Raw genomic sequence first — 20,391 nt, forward strand, 5'->3', positions numbered from 1 at the left:
CGCGAAAGGGCTGCGGAGCGGCCCCAGGATCTGAGCACCCACCAGAATCGCTGGGGCTGCTTCGCAGCCCTTTCGCGGCACAAGGCCGCTCCTACACAATCAAAAGCGACTTGCCCGAAACCATAGAATCTCCCACGCAGGCCGTGCTCACCGCAACATTGCTGGTTGGGCCCAATCCTGTGGGAAATGATAGACAGTTGTGGCAAGCCCGCTCGCCACAAGGAGATGTGTCTGGCGAGAACAGGCTTGTACAAAACCATAGAATCTCCCACAGTGACCACGCACAGCCGCAATATCCGAGTCTGGCCCGGATCCCTGTGGGAGCTGGCGCCAGCCTGCGATGAGGCCCTGGCAGGCTGGCGCTACAGCGCGCTAGAAGTGCACTTTCAGCAACAAGCTGATCGCGCTCTGGTCAGTCCCGCCCAGCACTTCCTTGCCCAGGAAGCTGTCGTTGTCGATGCCGTACTTGTCGCTCCAGTAGTCATACTCCACGCCCACATAGAATTTCTCGCCCCAGCCCATGGCCTTGGCCAGGTCGTACTTGATCTGTGGGTTGAAGTGGAAGTTGGCGTGGTAGCTCTTGTCGTTGTCGACCACCCAGTCGATGAACCCATCGATGACCACGTTGGAATTGCCCACCGGGATGGTGTAGCTCCAGGCCGGGGTGATCTGCCAGACGTTCTTGCCGTCGCGCTTGCCATCGGGGGTGCGCAGGTAGGTGTTGAGCTGGAAGTAGTCGAAGCCCGGAATGTTCAGGTCTACCGCCGGGCCGATCAGATACGCATCGACATCATCCTCGCCAAACTCCCAGGTGGCGGCAATCAGCACATCCTTGATCGGGCCGAACGACAGGTCGGTGTTGCTGATCTTGCCCAGCGACAGGCGCGGGCTCAGCTCGCCGTAGAAGCTGTGGCCGTCACCGGCGCCGTTGGTGGCCTTGGTGTTGTACTTGATGCCATCGACGAAGAAGAACAGGTCGCCGAAGCTCCAGCCGCTGGCGTGCTCGAACGTGAAGGTCTGCTGCCTGGGCGGGTCGACCTTGAAGTCGATGCCGTTCAGGTAGGTCAGGCTGTTGTCCTGCCACAACAGCAGGTCGCCGGCCAGGGCCTGACCGGTTGCCAGCAAACCGCCTGCCAGCAGCAGCGAAGGGGTGGTGCGCGTCATCTGAAGCTCCTTGGTTGTTGTCGTTATCGAGTGCTGAACCTGTCGTGTTGGTCAGGCTTTCAGAGCAGAGCAAGAACGGCGCCAATTCTTGTCTGCGCAGACAGATATCTGCACGGCTGCGGGTTTACCGGGCGCAGATGCCAAGACGCCGCGCAGCGGTAAAGCTGCGCGGCGTCGAGGTGCTTCAGGATGGCGCGGCGTTGCGCCATCACAGGGCTCAGCCAGCGGCCTGCTCGCGGCGGTAGGCGTAGGTTTCGGCGAAGCGCGAGAGCATATAGGCGCTGCACGAAACCGCCGGGTAGCGCGGCGGGTTGTCAGTGCCCGAACAATTCGGCAGGCAGCTGATCTCGGTGTCGGGATGGGGCTCGGCGAAGAATGGCATCGAGTAGCGATCTACCCCCAGCGGGCTGATCACCCGGTGCGGGGTCGAGGTGTAACGGTCGTTGCTCCAGCGCGCCATCATGTCGCCGATGTTGACCACATAGGTGCCTTCGATGGGCGGCGCATCAATCCACTCTCCACTGCGGCTCTGCACCTGCAGGCCACCGGCGTCGTCCTGGTAAAGCAGGGTGATGCAGCCGTAGTCGGTGTGGGCGCCGGCACCTTGCTGCTCGGCACTGCTGGCGGCCTGGCGCGGCGGGTAGTGGATCATGCGCAGTACGCTGATCGGCTGGTCGAAGCGCTGCTCGAAAAAGTCCGGGGCGATGCCCAGTGCCTCGGCCATGGCTTGCAGCAGGGTCAGCGACAGCTGATGCATGTCCTCATAGTGTTGTTGCAGCAGCGCCTCCCAACCGGGGATGTCCGGGTGGCGGTTGGGGCCGCGCAACGGTTTGCCCGCGAGCACTTCGGGGTGGTCGGCTGCCAGGTGTAGGCCCATGTCGAAGGTTTCTTTAAGGTCGCTTGGGCGGCTGGGGTCGAGTTGCTCGGTGGCAATTGCGCCGTAGCCACGATGGTGCTGGCTTTGGGTGATGTCGATCCGCAGTTTTTCGCCAGCCGGGCGGGCAAAGAAGTCTACTGCGGCGGCCTTCAGGGCAGCGATACGCGCAGGGGCAATCGGGTGGCCCTTGATGTAGTAGAAACCCCAGGTACGGCAGGCGGCGTCGATTTGCCGGGCCACTGCCTGGCGGGCGCCGGGGTCGGGTTGGTAAAGCGCGGTGATGTCGATGATCGGCAGGGTGTCCATGTGTGGCTCCGGGTGTCCGGGCCGCCGCTACGGGCGGCCCGGTTAGCTGCGAGTCTTCTCGTACCCAGGCAGCGAAACGACCGGCTCAGCCGGCCTTGTGCGCGGTTCTCCGAAGCGGAGGGACGGCGCACCGGGTTGCGGTTACTTGGGCAACTGGGCAGTGATGCCTTTGACGTAGTAGTTCATGCCGGCAAGTTCAACGTTGCTGGCAACGGCGCCTGCGGCGATCCGCACAGTGCCGCTCTGGTCAGCAATCGGGCCGGTGAAGGGGTGGAACGAGCCATCCTTGATGCTGGCGATGATCTGTTCGGCGCCGCCTTTGATATCGGCGGGTACCAGGTCGCTGATGGGCAGCTCAACGGTGCCATCTGCCAGGCCGCCCCAGTAGTCCTGCGATTTCCAGGTGCCATCGATGACTGCCTGGGTGCTCTTGATGTAGTGCGGGCCCCAGTTATTGACGATCGAGGTCAGCACTGCCTTGGGGCCGAAGTGGGCCATGTCCGAGGCGTAGCCCACCGCATAGACGCCGCGCCGTTCGGCGGTCTGGATCGGCGCCGGGCTATCGGTGTGCTGGAACATCACATCGACACCTTGGTCGATGAGCGCGTTGGCGGCGTCGGCCTCTTTGCCCGGGTCGAACCACGAATTGACCCAAACCACCTTGATTTCGGTGCCGGGGTTGTACTTGTCCAGCGCCAGCTGGATGGCGTTGATATCGCGCAGCACTTCAGGGATAGGGAACGAGGCGACGTAGCCGACTTTCTTGGTCTTGGTCATTTTTGCGGCCAGATAGCCGCCTACATAACGGCCTTCGTAGGAGGTGGCCAGGTAGGTGCCGAGGTTCTTGTCCTGTTTGTAGCCGGTGGCGTGCTCGAAGGTGACCTTGGGGAACTGCTTGGCCACCTTGGCGGTGGGGTTCATGTAGCCGAAGGAGGTCGCGAACACCAGGTCGTAGCCGCCTTTGGCCATGTTGCGGATGACTCGCTCGGCGTCTGCGCCTTCCGGGACGTTCTCGACGAAGCTGGTGTCGACCTTGTCGCCGAACTGCTTGATCAGCGCCTGGCGGCCTTGTTCGTGCTGGTAGGTCCAGCCGTGGTCACCGATCGGGCCGATATAGACGAAACCGACCTTGAGCGGGTCAGCGGCGCTGGCGGACATGACGCTGGCAAGGCCTATGGCCGCGGCCAGGGTGCGCAGCAGGTGCTTGGTCTTGTTGTGGGGCATCTGGGGTGGGCTCCTGTTGGTCTTGTGGTGTGGCGAAGGGAGTACTGCAAAAAGCTGACCATGTGGGCAAAAACAGCATTTGGTGGGGGATCGTTGCGGCAACGGCGCCGGGGTGGTGCGCCGGGGCGTTGCCACCGCCACTTGCTGGTGCGCGGCGGATGGTCTTGCCGTAAACGACGCCACCTCGTGTAGGAGCGGCCTTGTGCCGCGAAAGGGCTGCGCAGCAGCCCCAGGATCTCGGCTTCATGCAGGACGCAGGGGCTGCTGCGCAGCCCTTTCGCGGCACAAGGCCGCTCCTACACGGGCTTGCGTGAAGTCAGTACACGCCAGCAGATCAGTGCCCGGCCTTCCACGGTTGCCCAAGCGAAACCGGCGCATACAGGCGGGTTTTCAGGGCATCGCGCGACAGCACCACCAGCACCACGATGGTTGCCACATAGGGCAGCATCGCCAGCAGATTGGCCGGGAAGCTCACGCCGATGCCTTGGGCAACCAGGTGCAGAATGCTGGCCAGCCCAAACAGGTAGGCCCCAAGCAACACCCGCAGCACCCGCCAGCTGGCAAACACCACCAGCGCCAAGGCAATCCAGCCGCGCCCAGCGGTCATGTTTTCAGCCCACATCGGGGTGTAGGCCAATGACAGGTAGCCACCGGCAAGCCCGGCCATGGCGCCGCCGAACAGCACCGCCAGGGTGCGCACGCGCAGTACCGGCAAGCCCATGGCGCTGGCGGCGTCGGGGTTCTCACCGACCGCTTGCAGCACCAGCCCCGGGCGGCTTTTGAGCAGCACCCAGGTGATCAGCCCGAACAGCGCAAACGACAGGTAAACCAGTACATCCTGGTTGAACAGCATGTGGCCGATCAGCGGAATCTCTGCCAGCAACGGGATGGCCACGGGCTCGAAGCCGCTCAGCGGCTTGCCCACCCAGGCCGTGCCGACAAAGGACGAAAGCCCGACGCCAAATATGGTCAGGGCCAGACCGGTGGCTACCTGGTTGGCCTTGCAGCCCAGCGCCACCAAGGCAAACAACGCCGCCAGCAGCATGCCGGCCAGGCACGCCATCAACACCCCAAGCCACAGGTTGCCCGTGGCGTAGGCGGCGATGAACCCCACCACTGCGCCAAACAGCATCATGCCTTCCTGGCCCAGGTTGAGTACGCCGCTCTTTTCGCACACCAGCTCGCCCAGCGCCACCAGCAGCAGCGGGGTGCCGCAGCGCACCATGGCGTAGAGGATATTGCCCAGTAGATCGAGATCCATAATCCAAGCCTCAGCCTGCGCGCCAGCGGCGCCAGGCATACGTAAAAAGTCAGGGGAATTCAGGCGCTGGCAGCCGCCAGCGCTGCCCGGCGCCGCCAGTCAAGCGTCAGCCGTGGCCGGTAGAGAATCAGCACGTCGCAGGCAAGCAGATAGAACAGCATCATTCCCTGGAACAAGCCGGTCAGCGATTGCGGCAGGTTCAGGGTCATCTGCGCGTTTTCACCGCCCAGGTACAGCAGTGCCATCAACAGCCCGGCGAGCAGAATGCCGAACGGGTTGAGGCGCCCCAGAAACGCCACGGTAATCGCCGCATAGCCGTAGCCGGGCGACACCTGCGGCACCAACTGGCCAATCGGCCCGCTGACTTCACTGACCCCGGCCAGCCCCGCCAGCCCGCCGCTGATCAGCAGCGCCAGCCAAACCAGGCGCTTTTCGCGAAAGCCGACAAAGCCTGCGGCGCGGCTGTCCAGGCCCAGCACCTTGATCTGAAAGCCCAGAAAACTCTTGTGCAGCAGCACCCATACCGCCACCAATGCCAGCAGCACGAAGTACAGCCCCACATGCACGCGGCCGTCTTCGAACAGCGCCGGCAGCCGGCTGGCATCACCGAACATCGCCGACTGCGGAAAACTGAAACCGTCCGGGTCTTTCAGCGGGCCGTGCACGAAGTACAGCAACAGGTTCAGGGCGATGTAGTTGAGCATGATGGTGGTTAAGATTTCATTGGCGTTGAAGTGGGTGCGCAGCCAGGCGGCCAGCGCCCCCCACAGCGCCCCGGCCAAGGTGCCGGCCAGTAGCACCCACAGCAGCGCCCAGCGGCTGTCCCAGTCGATCAGTTGAATCGCCAGCGCGCTGCCGGCCAGGGCACCCATCAGTAACTGGCCTTCCGCGCCGATGTTCCAGATGCGCGCCTGATAGGCGACTGCCAGGCCCAGGGCGCAGAGCAGAATCGGCAGGGCCTTGAGCAGCAGCTCGGACACGCCGTATAGGTCGCTTATCGGCTCGATCAGCAGGGTATGCAAGGTTGCCAGCGGGGCATGCCCCAGGGCGCTGAACAGCAAGGCGCCGCTGAACAGGGTCAGCAGCCCGGCCAGCAGCGGTGAGAGCAGCAGCATGGCGCGCGACTGCCGGGTACGGGGTTCGAGGGATAGCAACATGGCAGGGTCTCGTCAGGCAGCGTGATGCGCGGTATCGAATTGGCCGGCCATCCAGCCGCCGACCTCTACGGTGTGGGTCTGGGCGGTGGCCTTGAGCGGCGACAGGCGCCCGCTGCACAGCGCGCCGATGCGGTCGCTGATCTGCAGCAGTTCGTCGAGGTCCTCGGAGATCACCAGAATGGCTGCGCCAGCATCGCGCAGAGCGATCAGTGCCCGGTGGATCGCCGCTGCCGCGCCTACGTCCACGCCCCAGGTCGGGTGCGCCGCCACCAGCAGTTTTGGCTGTTGCAGGATTTCGCGGCCAAGGATGAATTTCTGCAGGTTGCCCCCCGACAGACTGCGGGCGCGGGCCTGGGTGTCCGGGGTCTTGACGGCGAAGCGCTGGATGATCTGCTCGGCCAGCGCCTGTACCTTACTGGCGCGGATCAAGCCACGGCTGACCAAGCCCTGCTGAAAGGCGGTGAGCAAGGCGTTGTCGGCAAGCGTCATGTCTGGCACCGCGCCATGGCCCAGGCGTTCGGCCGGAACAAAGGCAAGGCCCAGGGCGCGGCGCGCGTCGGGGTAAAGATGAGCCATCGGCTGGTTGTCCAGGGTAATGCGCTCGCGCTCGCCTGCCGGCAGCCGGGTTTCGCCGCTGAGCAGCGCCAGCAGCTCATCCTGGCCGTTGCCGGCCACCCCGGCGATACCGACGATTTCGCCGCTGCGCACTTCCAGGCGCAGATGCTCGAAGGAGGTACCGAACGGGTCCTTGCTACGCCAGGTCAGGTCGTCGACCCGCAGCCGGGGCAGCCCGCCGGCCCGTTTCGGGTAGCTGGCCTCAAGCCCCTCGGCATCGCCGACCATCAGCCGCGCCAGTTCCAGGTCGCTGCACTGGGCCGGCACGCAGGCCCCGGACACGCGCCCGCTGCGCAGCACCGTGGCGCTGTGGCACAGGGCGCGCACCTCACCGAGCTTGTGGCTGATGAACAAGATGCTGCAGCCCTCGGCGGCCAGTGCCCGCAAGGTGACGAACAGCTCATCGACTTCAGGCGGGGTGAGCACCGAGGTGGGCTCATCGAGAATCAGCAGTTTGATGTCCTGCATCAGACAGCGCACAATCTCGACCCGCTGGCGCTCGCCAATCGACAGGCTGTGCACCAGGCGCTGCGGCTCAAGGCCCATGCCGTAGCGCTGCGACACCTCGGCGATGCGCGGTGCCAGTTGCTGCGGGCTGCCGGCAGCTCGGCCTAGCGCCAGGGCGATGTTTTCGGCAACGGTGAGGGTTTCGAACAACGAAAAGTGCTGGAACACCATGCCGATACCGAGCTGGCGCGCCTGCGCCGGGTCGCGTATCTGCACCGGTTGGCCTTGCCAGAGCACCTGGCCGCTGTCTTGGGCGGTGACGCCATAGATGATTTTCATCAGCGTGCTTTTGCCGGCGCCGTTCTCACCGAGCAGGGCGTGAATTTCACCGGTGCCGATGCGCAAGTCGATACGGTCGTTGGCCAGCGTGCCTGGATAGCGCTTGGTGATAGCGCGAAGCTCCAGGCGCAGCGGCGAGGGGGATTCGGACATGGGGCTGCTCGGGTGTGGGTGATGAGCAGGTTACAAAGCAAAAACATGGCCAAGTGGTCAGATAATTGCCCAGGGCCCGTGCTTGAAGGGCTGGGGCTGTTCAAGGTTGGGGCGCCGCGCGGTGCGATGGTGGTTCATGGGGCAGTGTCGGCGCCAAAGTGGGGCGCCTGTGCATCTGGAATGAACTGCGGCGCGGCTGGTTGAGTCGCATCTTTGAACCCCTCACTAAAAGGAAGTTGGCAATGAAAGCGTTGACTCGTTTGTTCACAGGCCTTGCGCTGGCCGGTGCCTTGGGTGCTTCTGCGGCTTGGGCTGACCAGCCCGGTGCGGACTGGAAAGTCAATAAAGACCAGGCAGAAGCTGCGCTCAAGGGTGCGGGCTACACGCAGATCACCAAGATCGAGGCCGATGATGGCCATTGGGAAGGCGAAGGCCTCAAGGCCGATGGCAAGCAGTATGAATTCCAGGTGGATCCGCAGACTGGCAAGATCATCAAGGATCAGTTGGATAATTGATCTTCAAACGCGCTGTAGGAGCGGCCTTGTGTCGCTAAGGGCTGCGCAGCAGCCCCGGCGATCGTGCATAAGGCGGATATCTAGGGGCTGCTGCGCAGCCCTTTCGCGACACAAGGCCGCTCCTACAGCGGCGCTGCACACGTGCTTACTGCGCAAGCTCCCTGATCATCGCCACGCTCAGGTACAGCCGCGGGGCGACGCTTTTTATTTCCATGTATTCGTCATCGCCATGCAGCCCCGCACCGACTACCCCCAGGGTTTCCAGCACCGCAGGCTTCGCGCTGCCCGGCACATAGGCGTAGCCGGCATCGGTGCCAAAGCGCATGGCAATCGGCTCCAGGCGCTGGTTGATCTTGCCGTAGAGCTGCTGCGCGGTCTTGGCCAACTGCGCCGACCCTTCATTTTTAGCCAGCGGTGGCCGGCCCTTTTCCAGCGTGACGGTGGCTTGCGTATCGGGCACCAGGCCCTTCTTGATGATGCGCTGGGCATCGGCCTCGACCCGCGCGCTTTCGCTAAGGTCGCTGTAGCGCATGTCGGCCTCGGCGCTGGCCAGGGCAGGGATGATATTGGCTTTTTCCCCCGCCTTGGCCAGGGTCCAGTTGACCGTGGTGCCTTTGCTCTTGTCACCCAGTGCGTTCAGTTGCAGCAACTGGTGCGAGAGCTCGACCAGTGCATTGCGACCCTCGTCTGGGGCGGAGCCTGCGTGGGACGCGCGGCCTTTGACCTCAAGTTTCAGCCGGTTGATGCCGTTGGTGGCGACAGTCACGGCGTCTTTGTCAGGCGGCTCGTAGGAGAAAACGTAATCATGCTTGCGGGCCAGCTCGGCGATGATCTGCCGGGAGCCTGCCGAGCCCATTTCTTCATCTGGGTTGAACAGCACGGTCAAGGTCCGGTAACCCTTGAACTGCTGGTCCTGGAGCAGCTTCACCGCGTGCAGGATCATCGCCACACCGCCCTTGGCATCAGCCACACCTGGGCCGTAGGCGCGGTCGCCGTCAATACGGAACGGCCGCTTGGCGGCAGTGCCAGGCCCGAACACCGTGTCGTAGTGCACCATCAGCAGGAAATCCTTGCTGCCGGTACCTTTGAACGTGCCGACGATGTTGTCGCCCACCGACGGCTTGGCCGGGTGGGTCTGCACTTCGGCGCCTAGCGCCTTGAGGCGCTTGACCAGTTCGGCGCTGACCTGGCTGATGCCGGCTTCGGTGCCGGTGCCGGTATCCACCGAAACCAGGGCTTTGAGGGTGTCGAGGTAGTGCTGCTGTTCAGCCTGGGCCTGCTTGAGCAGCTCTTGTGGCGAGGGCTCGGCGGCCTGTGTGCTGGCGCAGGCCAGGGTCAGGGCAATGGCAAGGGAAGGGCGGAGCAAATGCATGGGCAGGGCCTCGTTCCATGATGAATTTCAAAGTCATGAACACTCAAGCGTAGACCTTGTGCGGCATATCCCTCAGCATCGCTGCCATGAATATCAACGGGTTGTGAGCCCCTTCATGAAAAAACTCGTGCGTATGGACGATTTGCAGGTGTTCGTCTGCACCGTCGACAGCGGCAGTTTCTCCGCCGCTGCACGTCAGCTGGATATTTCCCCGGCCCTTGCCAGCGCCGCTGTGCAGCGCCTTGAGCGCAGCCTCGGGATCCGCCTGCTGGTGCGTTCCACCCGGCGCCTGCGCCTGTCCGATGAAGGCCTGCGCTACCTGCCCCATGCGCGCCAGGTGCTGGCGGCGCTGGTGGACGGCGAGGTAGCGCTGGAGCAGGGCCGTGGCGAAATCACCGGCCCTTTGCGCCTGTCGACCTCATCGGACCTTGGGCGCAACACCTTGCTGCCGTGGCTTGACCAGTTCCAGGCCGAGCACCCCGGCATCACGCTGGAACTGCGCCTGAGTGACCAGGTGGCCGACCTGTTCGGGGACCGCCTCGATGCCAGCATCCGCTATGGCCAGATGGCCGATTCAAGCCTGGTGGCACTGCCGCTGGCACCGGACAACCGTCGCACGCTGTGCGCAGCGCCTGCCTATATCGCCCGGCACGGCGCCCCGCGCACGCCGCAGGAACTGGCCGGGCACAACTGCCTGCGCTATGTGATGGGCGAGCAGACTTACGAGCGTTGGGGGTTCATTACCGCGCAGGGGCTACAGACCGTGGCGGTGACCGGCGACCGGGTCAGTGACGATGCCGATGTGGTGCGACGCTGGGCCGTGGCTGGGCTGGGGGTTGTCTACAAGTCGCGGTTGGATGTGTATGAAGACCTGCGCACCGGGCGCCTGGTGGAACTGTTCCCGCAAGGCTACGGGCTGCCAGCGCCGTTGCACCTGGTGTGCGTGCATCGCCAGGCGTTGACCCCGGCGTTGCAGGCGTTGCGGGCGTTTCTGCAAGCCCGGTTCGCCCAGCTTCAACCACTGCCGGGCGCCCCGTAGCCGCCGTTTAGAACCCTTCGAGGACGATTTTGCCGCGAGCCTTGCCGCTTTCGATCAAGGCATGGGCGCGGCGCAGATTGGCGGCGTTGATTTCGCCAAAGTGCTCACCCAAGGTGGTTCGCAGCACGCCACCCTCGATAAGCCCGGCAACCCGCTCCAGCAATTGGTGCTGCTTGATCATGTCGTCGGTCTGGTACAGCGAGCGGGTGAACATCAACTCCCAGTGCAGCGACAGCGATTTGCGCTTGAGCGGCACCACATCGAGGCTGGCGGGGTCGTCGATCAGCGCCAGCCGGCCTTGGGGGCGCAGTGCGTCGATCAACTGGGCAAAATGCCGGTCGGTGTGGGTCAGGCTGATCACCAGATCCACCTCGCCGACACCCGCAGCCTGCAACTGCTCGCCCAGGGGTTGGCTATGGTCGATGACATGATGGGCACCAAGCTCGCGCACCCAGCTTTGGGTTTCTGGGCGCGACGCGGTGCCGATGACGGTGAGGCGGGTCAGTTTGCGCGCCAGTTGCACAAGCATCGAGCCCACACCCCCTGCGGCGCCGACGATCAGCAGGCTTTGCCCCTCGCCACCCCCTTCGGCAACGCCCAGGCGGTCGAACAGCAGCTCCCAGGCGGTGATGGAGGTCAGCGGCAGCGCAGCGGCGCTGGCGTCGTCGAGGCTGCGTGGTTTGTGCCCGACAATGCGTTCATCCACCAGGTGCAGCTCGCTGTAGCTGCCTGGGCGGTCGATGGCGCCGGCGTAGAACACCTCATCGCCCGGCTGGAACAGGCTGACCTGGTCGCCAACTGCGCGCACCACGCCCACGGCGTCCCAACCCAGCACTTTCGGCGCTGCAGTGCTGCCGCTGCCGGCCCGGACCTTGGTGTCGACTGGGTTGACTGCAATGGCGCGCACTTGCACCAGCAAATCCCGCGGCCCCGGCGTTGGGTCGGGCAAGTCGGTTTGGTAGAGGGCGGCAGGGTCGTCGATGGGCAGGCCGTGCTCGGTGAAGACAATCGCTTTCATGGTGAAGGTTCCTCGGTAGGGATGGAGAAACCTTAGCCGTGTGGGGGCACGGGTAAAACAGGGTAATCAGCGCAAGAGTTTCGCCGATTCATTGAAAATGCCGACCAACCCCATCGCCGCTCAGCCGGCGATGGGGTGGTGGGTTTCACTGGGGTGCCAGCGGGTCGTCCTGCGACAGCAGTGCCCGGGCCAGTTCTTCGTCGCTGACTTGCATGCCAGGGTTGTCCTGGCGGGCCTGTTGCAGCGCGGACTCCAGATAGACACCACGGATGGCACCGCCACTGGCGACAAAGGCGCTGAGCTCGTCACGGGCAGGGATGATCCGTTTGTCGTCCTTGAAGGTCGAATACAGCGAAGCGGAAACCCCGGCCGACGTGGCGACATCACCAGCATCGACGCGGGCGAGGGCGGCGCCGGCAGGGAGCAGGAGCAGCAACGAGGGGACGAGCAGTAAGTGGCGCATGGGTAAACCTCCGGTTGGGTGAAGCCAGGGGAACTACTGCACGAGATTTGAGCAGTGCGCGCGGGGCGGAGTTCCATCGCTGTGCCGGGTGGCGGCAGACCGCGCTGGCAGCGCAACCGGGCTGCTGGGTGCAGCCCGGCCCGAGGTTCAGTCTAGCTGCAGCCAGATCGGCGCGTGGTCCGATGGCTTTTCCATGCCGCGCAGTTCGTAGTCGATGCCTGCTGCGCGCACCCGTGGCAGCAGCCCTTGCGAGGCCATGATCAGGTCGATGCGCAGCCCGCGCTTGGGCTCATCCTCGAAGCCACGGCTGCGGTAGTCGAACCAGCTGAAGCGGTCGGCGACCTCCGGGTGCAAGTGGCGGAAGCTGTCCACCAGGCCCCAGGCTTTCAGGCGCTCCATCCATTCGCGCTCTTCAGGCAGGAAGCTGCATTTGCCAGTCTTCAGCCAGCGCTTGGCGTTATCGGCGCCAATGCCGATGTCGCAATCTTGCGGCGAGATGTTTACATCGCCCATGACCAGCAGTGGCTGGTCGTTGCGGAAGCGGGTTTCAAGCAGGGTTTGCAGGTCGCTGTAGAAGCGCTGCTTGGCCGGGAACTTGGTGGGGTGGTCGCGGCTTTCGCCCTGCGGGAAGTAGCCGTTCATCACGGTGATCGGGGTGCCGTTGGCATCGGCGAAGGTGCCCCAGATGAACCGCCGCTGGGCGTCTTCTTCATCACTGGCGAAGCCTTTGTGCAGCTCCAGCGGGGCGTTGCGCGACAGCAGTGCAACGCCGTAATGGCCCTTCTGGCCGTGGTAGTGCACGTGATAGCCGAGCGCCTCGACGTCTGCCAGCGGGAACTGCTCGTCGCTTACCTTGGTTTCCTGCAGGCCAATCACGTCTGGCTGATGCTTTTCGATCAGTGCCGCCAGCTGGTGCGGGCGGGCGCGCAGGCCGTTGATGTTGAACGAGACGACTTTCATGGAAAGGCAATCCTGGTAAAAGCCGCCGATGCTAGCCGACATCGGCGCCTGCGGCCAGCGTGGCAGGCGCAGGCGGGCGCTGCTAACGTGCTCAAAGAGGTGAACCAAGCAGGGTCTTGCACCTCCAAGGGACACACGCCATTCCAGGAGGATAGCCCGCAATGCCCCAAGCCCCGGCCCGTATCTGCATGCTCGACGAGGGCTACGCCCGCGAAGCGCGCTCGTTGCTGTACCACGCTTACCGGCATGAGCCCACTTATGCCTGGCTGTTCGAGGGCCAGCGCCCCGGGTTCGAACGGCGCTTGCGGGTGGTCATCCGCGAATGGCTGCGCCAGCATTTCTATTTGCAGTTGCCGGCCATCGGCCTGCTGGTCGACGACCGCCTGGTGGGCGTCGCGCTGATCGTGCCGCCGCAGCGCAGGCTGGGTGTTGCCGACAGCTGGGCCTGGCGCCTGCGCATGATGCTGGGCACCGGCCTGCGCTGCACGCGGCGCTATCTGGATTACCAGGCGGCACTGGCCAGTTGCCTGCCGGCTGAGCAGGTGCACATGCTGCCGCTGCTGGGTGTGCACCCGCAGTTTCAGGGCCAGCATTACGGTGAGCAACTGTTGCAGGCCGTTCACAACTGGTGCGCCGAAGACCCCGACACCCAAGGGGTGGTGCTGGATACCGGCAATGCCCATTACCTGGGCTTCTACGAGCGCCAGGGCTATGAAGAGATTGGCGAAATTGCTGTGGGGCCTATTCGCGAGCGGGTGTTTTTTCACCCCAACCCGGCCTATGCCGCGGCGACGATAGTGTGACTGAAATTTCCGGCGGCGCCTTTGCCCGCCTCGCTCTGGTAGCATGCGCCGCATGACGTATTCAGGAAGACTTGGCTGGGGCCTGTTGTTACTGGCCGCCAGCTCCATGGCATGGGCCCAGAGCGAATTGCTGGTGCGGGTAAAACCGGCCAACAAGGCGCTCAAAGGCAATATCGAAAACTACATCGGCAGCTTGGGCGAGCGCGACGAAGACGCGTTGCTGCGCTTCAGCCGTGGTGCCGAAGAGCAGGCGCGCAAGGCTGCCCAGGCGCTGGGGTATTACCAGGCGCAGATCGAGACTGCAGTGCATCCCCCGGCCGAGGCCGGCAAAGGCCCGCAGTTGGTGATCCGGGTGCAGGCGGGCGAGCCTGTGCGCCTGCGCAATGTCACCGTGCGCATCGAGGGGCCGGCAAGCGAGCTCAAGGCGTTTCGCATTCCCGACAGCAAGGCGCTGCGCCCCGGTACGCCGCTTAACCATGGGCGCTACGAAGATGCCAAGCGGTTGATCCAGAACCAGGCCTCGCGCTATGGGTTCTTCAGTGGCCGCTTCGAACGTCAGCGCCTGGCGGTGGACCCCAAGGCAGGCGTTGCCGATATCGAACTGGTCTACCAGAGCGGCCCGCGCTACCGGCTGGGGGCGGTCACCTTTGGTGGCGATACGCCACTCGATGATGACCTGCTGCAGCGCATGGTGCCATTCAAGCCGGGCACCCCGTATGACTCCGAGCTGATCGCCGAGCTTAACAACGACCTGCAATCGAGCGGCTATTTCGAAGGCGTGCGGGTGGATGCGGCCCCCACCGCGGCGGTGGGCGAGCAGATCCCGGTAGAAGTCCGGCTGGATACCCGCAAACCGCGCACCATGGGCCTGGGCCTGGGGTTTTCGACCGACGTCGGGCCGCGCGCCAAGGCCAACTGGACGCGCCACTGGGTCAACGCCCAAGGCCACAGCTATGGCTGGGAAACCGAGCTGTCGGCGCCCCGGCAGAACGTCGGGCTGTGGTACGACATTCCCCTTGACCCACCGCTCACCGACAAGCTGCGCTTCGCCGGCGGCTACCAGAACGAAGAAATCTCCGGCACCGACACCTTGAGCAAACTGCTGACCGTCGGCCCGGAATGGCACAGCAAGCTGCCCAGCGGCTGGCAGCGCGTGGTGTCGCTGAAGTTCCAGCGCGAGGAATATCGGCTGGGCGACGACTCGGGGCTGAGTACCTTGTTGATGCCTGGGGTGAGTTATTCCTACCTGCGCAGCGACAACCGCATCGACCCGCACAATGGCTACCGGCTGCAATTCGACATGCAGGTGGCCAAGGAAGGCTTGGCCTCCGACACCAACCTGGTGCACGGCAATGTGCTGCTCAAGGGCCTGACCACCCTGGGCCAGCGCCATCGTTTTCTGGGCCGCGTGCAGTTCGGCGGCAGCGCCACCAACGGCTACCAGCAGAATATCCCGCCGTCGCTGCGCTTCTTTGCCGGTGGTGACCAGAGCGTGCGCGGCTACGACTATCAATCGCTGTCGCCGGAAAACAACAAAGGCGACCGCATTGGCGGGCGCTACATGGTAGCTGGCAGCGCCGAGTATCAGTACTCGGTTGCAGAGAAGTGGCGTGTAGCCACCTTTATCGACGAGGGCAACTCGTTCAATTCGCTGGAGCTGCCCAGCCTCAAGACCGGCGTCGGTATCGGCGTGCGCTGGGTGTCGCCGGTCGGGCCGTTACGCCTGGACCTGGCCCGGGCACTGGATGGCGACGGTGGTTTTCGTTTGCACTTCTCCATGGGGCCCGAGCTGTGATGCGCGTGTTCAGATACACCCTGTTCGGCGTTGGCGCACTGGTGCTGCTGGTGGTTGTGGCGCTGGCTGCGGTATTGGGCACACAGGCCGGCAGCCGCTGGGCGCTGGGCCTGGTGCCCGGGCTTGAGGTCAGCCAATTTTCCGGGCGCCTGGGCGGCAGTTGGCAGGCCAGCGCGTTGCGCTGGCGCAGTGGCGAAGACCAGGTCGAACTGCTGCAGCCTTCGCTGAGCTGGTCTGCGGCCTGCTTGCTGCGTGGTGCGCTGTGCATCGACGCATTGCAGGCCACCCGCATCGACATGGCTTTTGCGCCAAGTGAAGAACCGGCGGATCACACCCCGTTCAGCCTGCCGCAACTGAACCTGCCGCTGTCCATTGAAGTCGGCGAGGTGAAAGTCGGCCAGTTGCGCCTGGATGGCAGCGACCTGCTGGGCGATCTGCAACTGGCGGCGCACTGGACCACGGCCGGCCTGCGCATCGACAGCCTGCAACTGCGCCGCGACGACTTGCTATTGAACCTTGAAGGCGACCTGCAGCCACAGGGCGACTGGCCGCTGCAACTGCAAGGCTCGCTGCAGTTGCCCCCGGTGGATGGCCAACCCTGGCAACTGGCGCTTGGCCTGAAGGGCGAGCTGCAGAAAACCCTGGAACTGGATGCAACCAGCAGTGGCTACCTCAATGCCCGGCTCACCGGCCAATTGCAGGCCTTGGCCGAGCACCTGCCAGCTCAGCTCAATATTCGCGCCGATGCCTTCAAGCCGGCAGCAAGCCTGCCCGACACCTTGGCGTTGAACCACATAAACCTGGATGCCAAAGGCGATCTGCAACAAGGCTATAAATTGTCTGGCGCCGCGGCGCTGCCGGCCGAGCAAGGCGCGATCGCCTTGCTGTTGGCCGGCAAGGTCGACGCCAAAGGCGCGCAACTCGACGCCCTTGACCTTACCGCCAGCGAGTCCCAGCACCTTAAGCTGCAAGCCAGCGTTGACTGGCAGCAAGGGCTGAGCGCTGAGGCGACTGCCGACTGGCTGGATTTCCCCTGGCTGCGGCTGTACCCGTTGCAAACCCCGCCACAGGTCACCCTCAAACGCTTCAACGCCCAGGTGAAATACCGCGACGGCAACTACAACGGCACCTTCGATGGCGACCTCGACGGCCCTGCTGGCGCGTTCAAGCTGGTCAGCCCGTTCGAAGGCGATCTGGCCCAGGTGCGCCTGCCGCAACTGGCCCTGACCGCAGGGCAGGGCAAGGCGGCGGGCAGCGTTGCGCTGCGTTTTGCCGATACCTTGGCGTGGGATGTCGACATGCAGCTGTCGGCGCTGGACCCTTCGTACTGGCTGGCCGAGTTGCCGGGCACACTGGCAGGCCCGCTGCGCAGCCAAGGTGAGTTCAAGGCCGAGCGCTTGCAGCTCAAGGCCCAGCTCGACCTCAAAGGCCGCCTGCGCGGTCAGCCTGCGCTACTCAAGGTGGATGCCGATGGGGCAGGCGAAAACTGGACGCTCGGCAGCCTGGCTGTGCAACTGGGCGACAACCGCATCAACGGCAGCGCCAGCTTGCAGCAACGCCTGGCCGGTCGCGTCGACCTCGACCTGCCGCGCCTCGGACAGCTGTGGCCGCAACTGCAAGGCCAGGTCAAGGGCCGCCTGGACCTGGCCGGCACCCTGGCAGCACCGCAGGGCAGCCTTACCGTGCAAGGCCAGCAGTTGGCGCAGGCCGATAACCGCGTGCAGCAACTGAACCTGGATGCGCGGCTGGACAGCGCCCAGCGCGGTCAACTGTCCCTCAAGGCCGGCGCCATCCGTTTAGGCGAAACCGCCTTGGGCACGCTCAATGTGCAAGGCAAGGGCGATATCCGCCAGCAAGCTGCAACCCTTGCGCTGGACGGCCCGAAGCTCAAGCTGGACCTGGCACTGGATGGCACCCTGGCCAAGGGCGATTGGAGCGGCCGCCTGGCCAGCGGCCGTATCCAGGCTGGCGGCCAGGACTGGCAATTGCAGGCGCCGGCCAAGCTGCAGCGCCTGGCCAGCGGCCAGCTGGACTTTGGCGCGCACTGCTGGCGCTCGGGGCAGGCCAGCCTGTGCGGCGAAGACCAGCGCCTGGCGCCGGAACCTCGCCTGCGCTATCACCTCAAGCAGTTCCCGCTGGACAGCCTGGCGCAATGGTTCCCCAAAGACTTTGCCTGGGAAGGGCTGCTTAATGCCGACGTCAACCTGGACATCCCCGCCAGCGGCCCCAAAGGCAGCGTGCGCATCGATGCCGGTGGCGGCACGCTGCGCATCCGCGACAACGGTCGCTGGGTCGACCTGCCGTACCAAGTGTTGCGCCTGGACAGCACCCTGGCCCCGCGCCGGGTCGATACCCGCCTGGACTTCCGTGGCGAGCGTCTGGGGGAGCTGGCGTTGAACACGCGGCTGGACCCGCTTGGGCGCAACAAGCCGTTGTCGGGTGACTTCCGCCTGGCCGGGCTCGACCTGTCGATTGCCCGGCCGTTCCTGCCGATGGTCGAGCGCCTGGCCGGGCAACTCAATGGTAGCGGCCAACTGTCGGGCAGCCTGATGGCCCCGCTGGTCACCGGCAACCTGGCGCTCACCGGAGGGGAAGTCAGTGGCGCTGAGCTGCCGGTCAGCCTTGAAGGGCTGGCCGTGCAGGCGCAGATCGCCGGCGAGCGCGTACAACTCAACGGCGACTGGCGCAGCGGCAGCGCCGGGCGTGGCCAGCTGTCAGGGTATTTGACCTGGGGCCAGGCGCTGGGCATGGACCTGCGCCTTCAGGGCCAACAGTTGCCGGTCAGCGTCGAGCCGTACGCCACCCTTGAAGTGGCCCCGGACCTTGCCATCCGCCTGGTCAACGACCGCCTGGCAATCACCGGCAAAGTGCTGGTGCCCAAAGGCAAGATCGTGGTCCGCGAGCTGCCGCCTTCAACGGTCAAGGTCTCGGATGACACGGTTATCGTCGGCCAGCAGACCGAAGAGGGCAAAGCGCCCATGGCGATGGCCATGGACATTGACGTCGAGGTGGGGCGCGACAAGTTGTCGTTCAGTGGCTTCGGCTTGACCGCCAACCTGCTCGGCCATGTGCACATCGGTGACAACCTCGATACCCGTGGCGAGCTGAGCCTGGCCGACGGCCGCTACCGCGCCTACGGCCAGCGCCTGACCATCCGCCGCGCCCGGCTGCTGTTCGCCGGCCCCATCGACCAGCCGTATCTGGATATCGAAGCCATTCGCCAGGTCGATGATGTCATTGCCGGTATTCGCCTGACCGGTAGCGCCGAGCAACCGACCACGCAAGTGTTCTCGGAGCCTGCCATGAGCCAGGAGCAGGCCTTGTCGTACCTGGTGATGGGGCGCCCGCTGGGGGCATCGGGGGAAGACAGCAACATGCTTGCGGAGGCTGCGTTGGGCCTGGGGTTGGCGGGCAGTGCCGGGCTTACGGGCAGCTTGGCATCAAACCTGGGTATCGATGATTTCCAGCTGGATACCGAAGGTTCGGGCACCAGCACCAGCGTGGTCGCCAGCGGTAACCTTACCGAGCGCCTGAGCCTGCGTTATGGGGTAGGGGTGTTCGAGCCGGCCAACACCATTGCCTTGCGCTACAAGCTTAGCCGCAAGGTGTACCTGGAAGCAGCAAGCGGGTTGGCCAGCTCGCTGGATATCTTCTACAAGCGCGATTTCTGATCGTACTTTCGGTTCGCGCCGGCCATTGCTGGCCGGCTGCGAATCTTCTTTGCCAGCGTGGGTACAAGCCCTGAACCTTTCTCGGGGCGCTTGGCGTTGCTGCATCCCCTTCAGCGCGCAGGGCATTCCAGGCGGCGAATATTGCCGATCTGGCGCAAGCTCAAGCCGTACTTGTCAGCCAACAGGCTGCGCGACAGGCCGTCGGCGCTTTCTTTCTGAATCTGCTGGTTGCGCAACTGGCGCTGGAAGTGGTCGGCCTTGGGGATCTCCAGCGCCATGCCCGCGTAACGTTTGATCAGTGCGTCGAGTGCATCTGCCGGCAGTACATCGGCCAGTTTGGTGCGTTCGCGGTGCTTGGGAATGTACTTCGGCCGCCCACCAAAGGCGCAAGTCAGGTGATAAGCGTTTTCCAGGCCGATGCATTCGATCAGCGATTGCAGGGAGTGCGGCAGTTGGTTGATTTCGATGTTGCTGAGGTCTGGCATTTCCATACGAGGCTTCCTTCTGCGGGAGTGGTTTGACGCCACCGCCTTTTGGCGGGTGTGCGTCGCAAAGGCTCCAAGGGGATGTCCCTGTGACCTGGCTCGATTTTCGACCAGCACCAGAAAGCCTCGCTAGGCGCGATACGGACCGGGAGTTGTAGCCTCTGGGGCCCACTGTTCGCAGGGATTTGTTTCTCACCGTGTAGGAAATGCACCGGCCTCCATGGCTACAGGCACCGGAGCATCAGGGAGAAGGTGTTCCATGATGGCGGATAGGGTGCATTACCCTTGGTGGACAGTCGTCCAGGGGATTTTGTGTGTTTCTTTGACGTCATAAATCAGGCGCTATAATATTGATGGCCATCATATAGCCAGTATTCATTTGTCATCGCATGCCGTCACTCCTTCGTATAACCAGCCTCCTAATTATTTTGTTCAGCGTCCACCCATTGCGCGTCGCCCACGGTGCGCCCACACCGGGTGATACAGATCTGATTCGTGAACGGCAGGAGCGTCTGCTTGAAGAGCAACGCCGACGCTTGGAAGACCTCAAGGAACTACCGGGTTCTCCGTCTCATTCGCCAGATCACACGGCTCCCGCTGAGGCCAGGTGTTTCCCTGTTCAAGAAATAGAGATCAAAGGCGCCGACAATCTATCGGAGCCTGAGCGCGACCGACTGTTGAGGCCATACATCAATCAATGCCTCGGTGTTTCGCAACTCAACGCATT

17 protein-coding genes are annotated in these 20,391 nt (G+C 64.1%); 6 read left to right on the forward strand and 11 right to left on the reverse strand.

Annotated features, from left to right (window positions below; all coding sequences use genetic code 11):
- Window positions 1–372 precede the first annotated feature (372 nt).
- The 6 genes from HU720_RS20125 to HU720_RS20150 all read right to left on the reverse strand — a co-directional run bounded on the left by HU720_RS20125 (window position 373) and on the right by HU720_RS20150 (window position 7,543).
- On the reverse strand, window positions 373–1,164 hold the full coding sequence (locus HU720_RS20125) for an outer membrane protein OmpK (protein WP_186522173.1): 792 nt from the start codon (window positions 1,162–1,164) through the stop codon (window positions 373–375).
- Window positions 1,165–1,381: 217 nt separating this feature from the next.
- On the reverse strand, window positions 1,382–2,347 hold the full coding sequence (locus tag HU720_RS20130; RefSeq protein WP_186522175.1) for a 2-oxoglutarate and iron-dependent oxygenase domain-containing protein: 966 nt from the start codon (window positions 2,345–2,347) through the stop codon (window positions 1,382–1,384).
- 141 nt (window positions 2,348–2,488) lie between these two features.
- Complete coding sequence (locus tag HU720_RS20135; protein WP_186522177.1) at window positions 2,489–3,571, reverse strand: BMP family ABC transporter substrate-binding protein; 1,083 nt, start codon at window positions 3,569–3,571, stop codon at window positions 2,489–2,491.
- Window positions 3,572–3,905: 334 nt separating this feature from the next.
- Window positions 3,906–4,832, reverse strand: coding sequence for an ABC transporter permease (locus HU720_RS20140; protein ID WP_186522179.1), 927 nt, complete (start codon window positions 4,830–4,832; stop codon window positions 3,906–3,908).
- A gap of 59 nt (window positions 4,833–4,891) precedes the next feature.
- On the reverse strand, window positions 4,892–5,989 hold the full coding sequence (locus tag HU720_RS20145) for an ABC transporter permease (RefSeq protein WP_186522181.1): 1,098 nt from the start codon (window positions 5,987–5,989) through the stop codon (window positions 4,892–4,894).
- A gap of 12 nt (window positions 5,990–6,001) precedes the next feature.
- Window positions 6,002–7,543 (reverse strand): ABC transporter ATP-binding protein, encoded by a 1,542-nt coding sequence (locus HU720_RS20150; RefSeq protein ID WP_186522183.1) that lies wholly within the window; start codon window positions 7,541–7,543, stop codon window positions 6,002–6,004.
- 242 nt (window positions 7,544–7,785) lie between these two features.
- On the opposite strand from HU720_RS20150, the gene HU720_RS20155 reads away from it, so the two are divergent.
- A complete protein-coding gene (locus tag HU720_RS20155; protein WP_186522185.1) occupies window positions 7,786–8,058 on the forward strand; it encodes a PepSY domain-containing protein in 273 nt (90 codons plus the stop codon).
- A 145-nt stretch (window positions 8,059–8,203) separates the two neighbouring features.
- On the opposite strand, the gene HU720_RS20160 is transcribed toward HU720_RS20155, so the two are convergent.
- Window positions 8,204–9,430, reverse strand: a complete 1,227-nt coding sequence (locus HU720_RS20160; RefSeq protein WP_186522187.1) for a M20/M25/M40 family metallo-hydrolase — start codon at window positions 9,428–9,430, stop codon at window positions 8,204–8,206.
- A 115-nt stretch (window positions 9,431–9,545) separates the two neighbouring features.
- On the opposite strand from HU720_RS20160, the gene HU720_RS20165 reads away from it, so the two are divergent.
- On the forward strand, window positions 9,546–10,469 hold the full coding sequence (locus HU720_RS20165) for a LysR family transcriptional regulator (RefSeq protein WP_186522189.1): 924 nt from the start codon (window positions 9,546–9,548) through the stop codon (window positions 10,467–10,469).
- 7 nt (window positions 10,470–10,476) lie between these two features.
- On the opposite strand, the gene HU720_RS20170 is transcribed toward HU720_RS20165, so the two are convergent.
- From HU720_RS20170 to xthA, 3 genes are all read right to left on the reverse strand, one after another.
- Window positions 10,477–11,487 (reverse strand): zinc-binding alcohol dehydrogenase family protein, encoded by a 1,011-nt coding sequence (locus HU720_RS20170; RefSeq protein ID WP_186522191.1) that lies wholly within the window; start codon window positions 11,485–11,487, stop codon window positions 10,477–10,479.
- 145 nt (window positions 11,488–11,632) lie between these two features.
- Window positions 11,633–11,950, reverse strand: coding sequence for a DUF2388 domain-containing protein (locus HU720_RS20175; RefSeq protein WP_186522193.1), 318 nt, complete (start codon window positions 11,948–11,950; stop codon window positions 11,633–11,635).
- A 147-nt stretch (window positions 11,951–12,097) separates the two neighbouring features.
- Complete coding sequence (xthA, locus tag HU720_RS20180; protein ID WP_186522194.1) at window positions 12,098–12,910, reverse strand: exodeoxyribonuclease III; 813 nt, start codon at window positions 12,908–12,910, stop codon at window positions 12,098–12,100.
- A 161-nt stretch (window positions 12,911–13,071) separates the two neighbouring features.
- Here xthA and HU720_RS20185 point away from each other — a divergent pair, with 161 nt between their 5' ends.
- From HU720_RS20185 to HU720_RS20195, 3 genes are read left to right on the forward strand one after another with little or no spacing between them, the layout of a single operon-like run.
- Window positions 13,072–13,713 (forward strand): GNAT family N-acetyltransferase, encoded by a 642-nt coding sequence (locus tag HU720_RS20185; protein WP_186522195.1) that lies wholly within the window; start codon window positions 13,072–13,074, stop codon window positions 13,711–13,713.
- Between the two features lie 52 nt (window positions 13,714–13,765).
- A complete protein-coding gene (locus tag HU720_RS20190; RefSeq protein ID WP_186522196.1) occupies window positions 13,766–15,508 on the forward strand; it encodes an autotransporter assembly complex family protein in 1,743 nt (580 codons plus the stop codon).
- Window positions 15,508–19,179: a translocation/assembly module TamB domain-containing protein gene (locus tag HU720_RS20195; RefSeq protein WP_186522197.1), complete on the forward strand. Its 3,672-nt coding sequence runs from the start codon at window positions 15,508–15,510 to the stop codon at window positions 19,177–19,179. Before HU720_RS20190 ends, HU720_RS20195 begins: the two co-directional genes overlap by 1 nt.
- A gap of 110 nt (window positions 19,180–19,289) precedes the next feature.
- Here HU720_RS20195 and HU720_RS20200 read toward each other — a convergent pair whose 3' ends face one another.
- Complete coding sequence (locus HU720_RS20200; protein WP_186522198.1) at window positions 19,290–19,670, reverse strand: Mor transcription activator family protein; 381 nt, start codon at window positions 19,668–19,670, stop codon at window positions 19,290–19,292.
- Between the two features lie 383 nt (window positions 19,671–20,053).
- On the opposite strand from HU720_RS20200, the gene HU720_RS20205 reads away from it, so the two are divergent.
- Window positions 20,054–20,391: POTRA domain-containing protein (locus HU720_RS20205; RefSeq protein ID WP_272969302.1), on the forward strand; the 338-nt coding region annotated here is incomplete at its 3' end.

Origin of the sequence: Pseudomonas sp. SWRI51 (genome assembly GCF_014268825.1) — a bacterium.
GTDB classification, from domain to species: domain Bacteria; phylum Pseudomonadota; class Gammaproteobacteria; order Pseudomonadales; family Pseudomonadaceae; genus Aquipseudomonas; species Aquipseudomonas farsensis.

What these genes read in the sequence shown, in the direction of transcription:
- HU720_RS20200 (WP_186522198.1), bottom strand. Translation starts at nt 19,670, where the DNA reads ATGGAAATGCCAGACCTCAGCAACATCGAAATCAACCAACTGCCGCAC.
- HU720_RS20195 (WP_186522197.1), top strand. Translation starts at nt 15,508, where the DNA reads ATGCGCGTGTTCAGATACACCCTGTTCGGCGTTGGCGCACTGGTGCTG.
- HU720_RS20130 (WP_186522175.1), bottom strand. Translation starts at nt 2,347, where the DNA reads ATGGACACCCTGCCGATCATCGACATCACCGCGCTTTACCAACCCGAC.
- HU720_RS20155 (WP_186522185.1), top strand. Translation starts at nt 7,786, where the DNA reads ATGAAAGCGTTGACTCGTTTGTTCACAGGCCTTGCGCTGGCCGGTGCC.
- HU720_RS20160 (WP_186522187.1), bottom strand. Translation starts at nt 9,430, where the DNA reads ATGCATTTGCTCCGCCCTTCCCTTGCCATTGCCCTGACCCTGGCCTGC.
- HU720_RS20175 (WP_186522193.1), bottom strand. Translation starts at nt 11,950, where the DNA reads ATGCGCCACTTACTGCTCGTCCCCTCGTTGCTGCTCCTGCTCCCTGCC.
- HU720_RS20170 (WP_186522191.1), bottom strand. Translation starts at nt 11,487, where the DNA reads ATGAAAGCGATTGTCTTCACCGAGCACGGCCTGCCCATCGACGACCCT.
- HU720_RS20150 (WP_186522183.1), bottom strand. Translation starts at nt 7,543, where the DNA reads ATGTCCGAATCCCCCTCGCCGCTGCGCCTGGAGCTTCGCGCTATCACC.
- HU720_RS20140 (WP_186522179.1), bottom strand. Translation starts at nt 4,832, where the DNA reads ATGGATCTCGATCTACTGGGCAATATCCTCTACGCCATGGTGCGCTGC.
- xthA (WP_186522194.1), bottom strand. Translation starts at nt 12,910, where the DNA reads ATGAAAGTCGTCTCGTTCAACATCAACGGCCTGCGCGCCCGCCCGCAC.
- HU720_RS20185 (WP_186522195.1), top strand. Translation starts at nt 13,072, where the DNA reads ATGCCCCAAGCCCCGGCCCGTATCTGCATGCTCGACGAGGGCTACGCC.
- HU720_RS20190 (WP_186522196.1), top strand. Translation starts at nt 13,766, where the DNA reads ATGACGTATTCAGGAAGACTTGGCTGGGGCCTGTTGTTACTGGCCGCC.
- HU720_RS20165 (WP_186522189.1), top strand. Translation starts at nt 9,546, where the DNA reads ATGAAAAAACTCGTGCGTATGGACGATTTGCAGGTGTTCGTCTGCACC.
- HU720_RS20135 (WP_186522177.1), bottom strand. Translation starts at nt 3,571, where the DNA reads ATGCCCCACAACAAGACCAAGCACCTGCTGCGCACCCTGGCCGCGGCC.
- HU720_RS20125 (WP_186522173.1), bottom strand. Translation starts at nt 1,164, where the DNA reads ATGACGCGCACCACCCCTTCGCTGCTGCTGGCAGGCGGTTTGCTGGCA.
- HU720_RS20145 (WP_186522181.1), bottom strand. Translation starts at nt 5,989, where the DNA reads ATGTTGCTATCCCTCGAACCCCGTACCCGGCAGTCGCGCGCCATGCTG.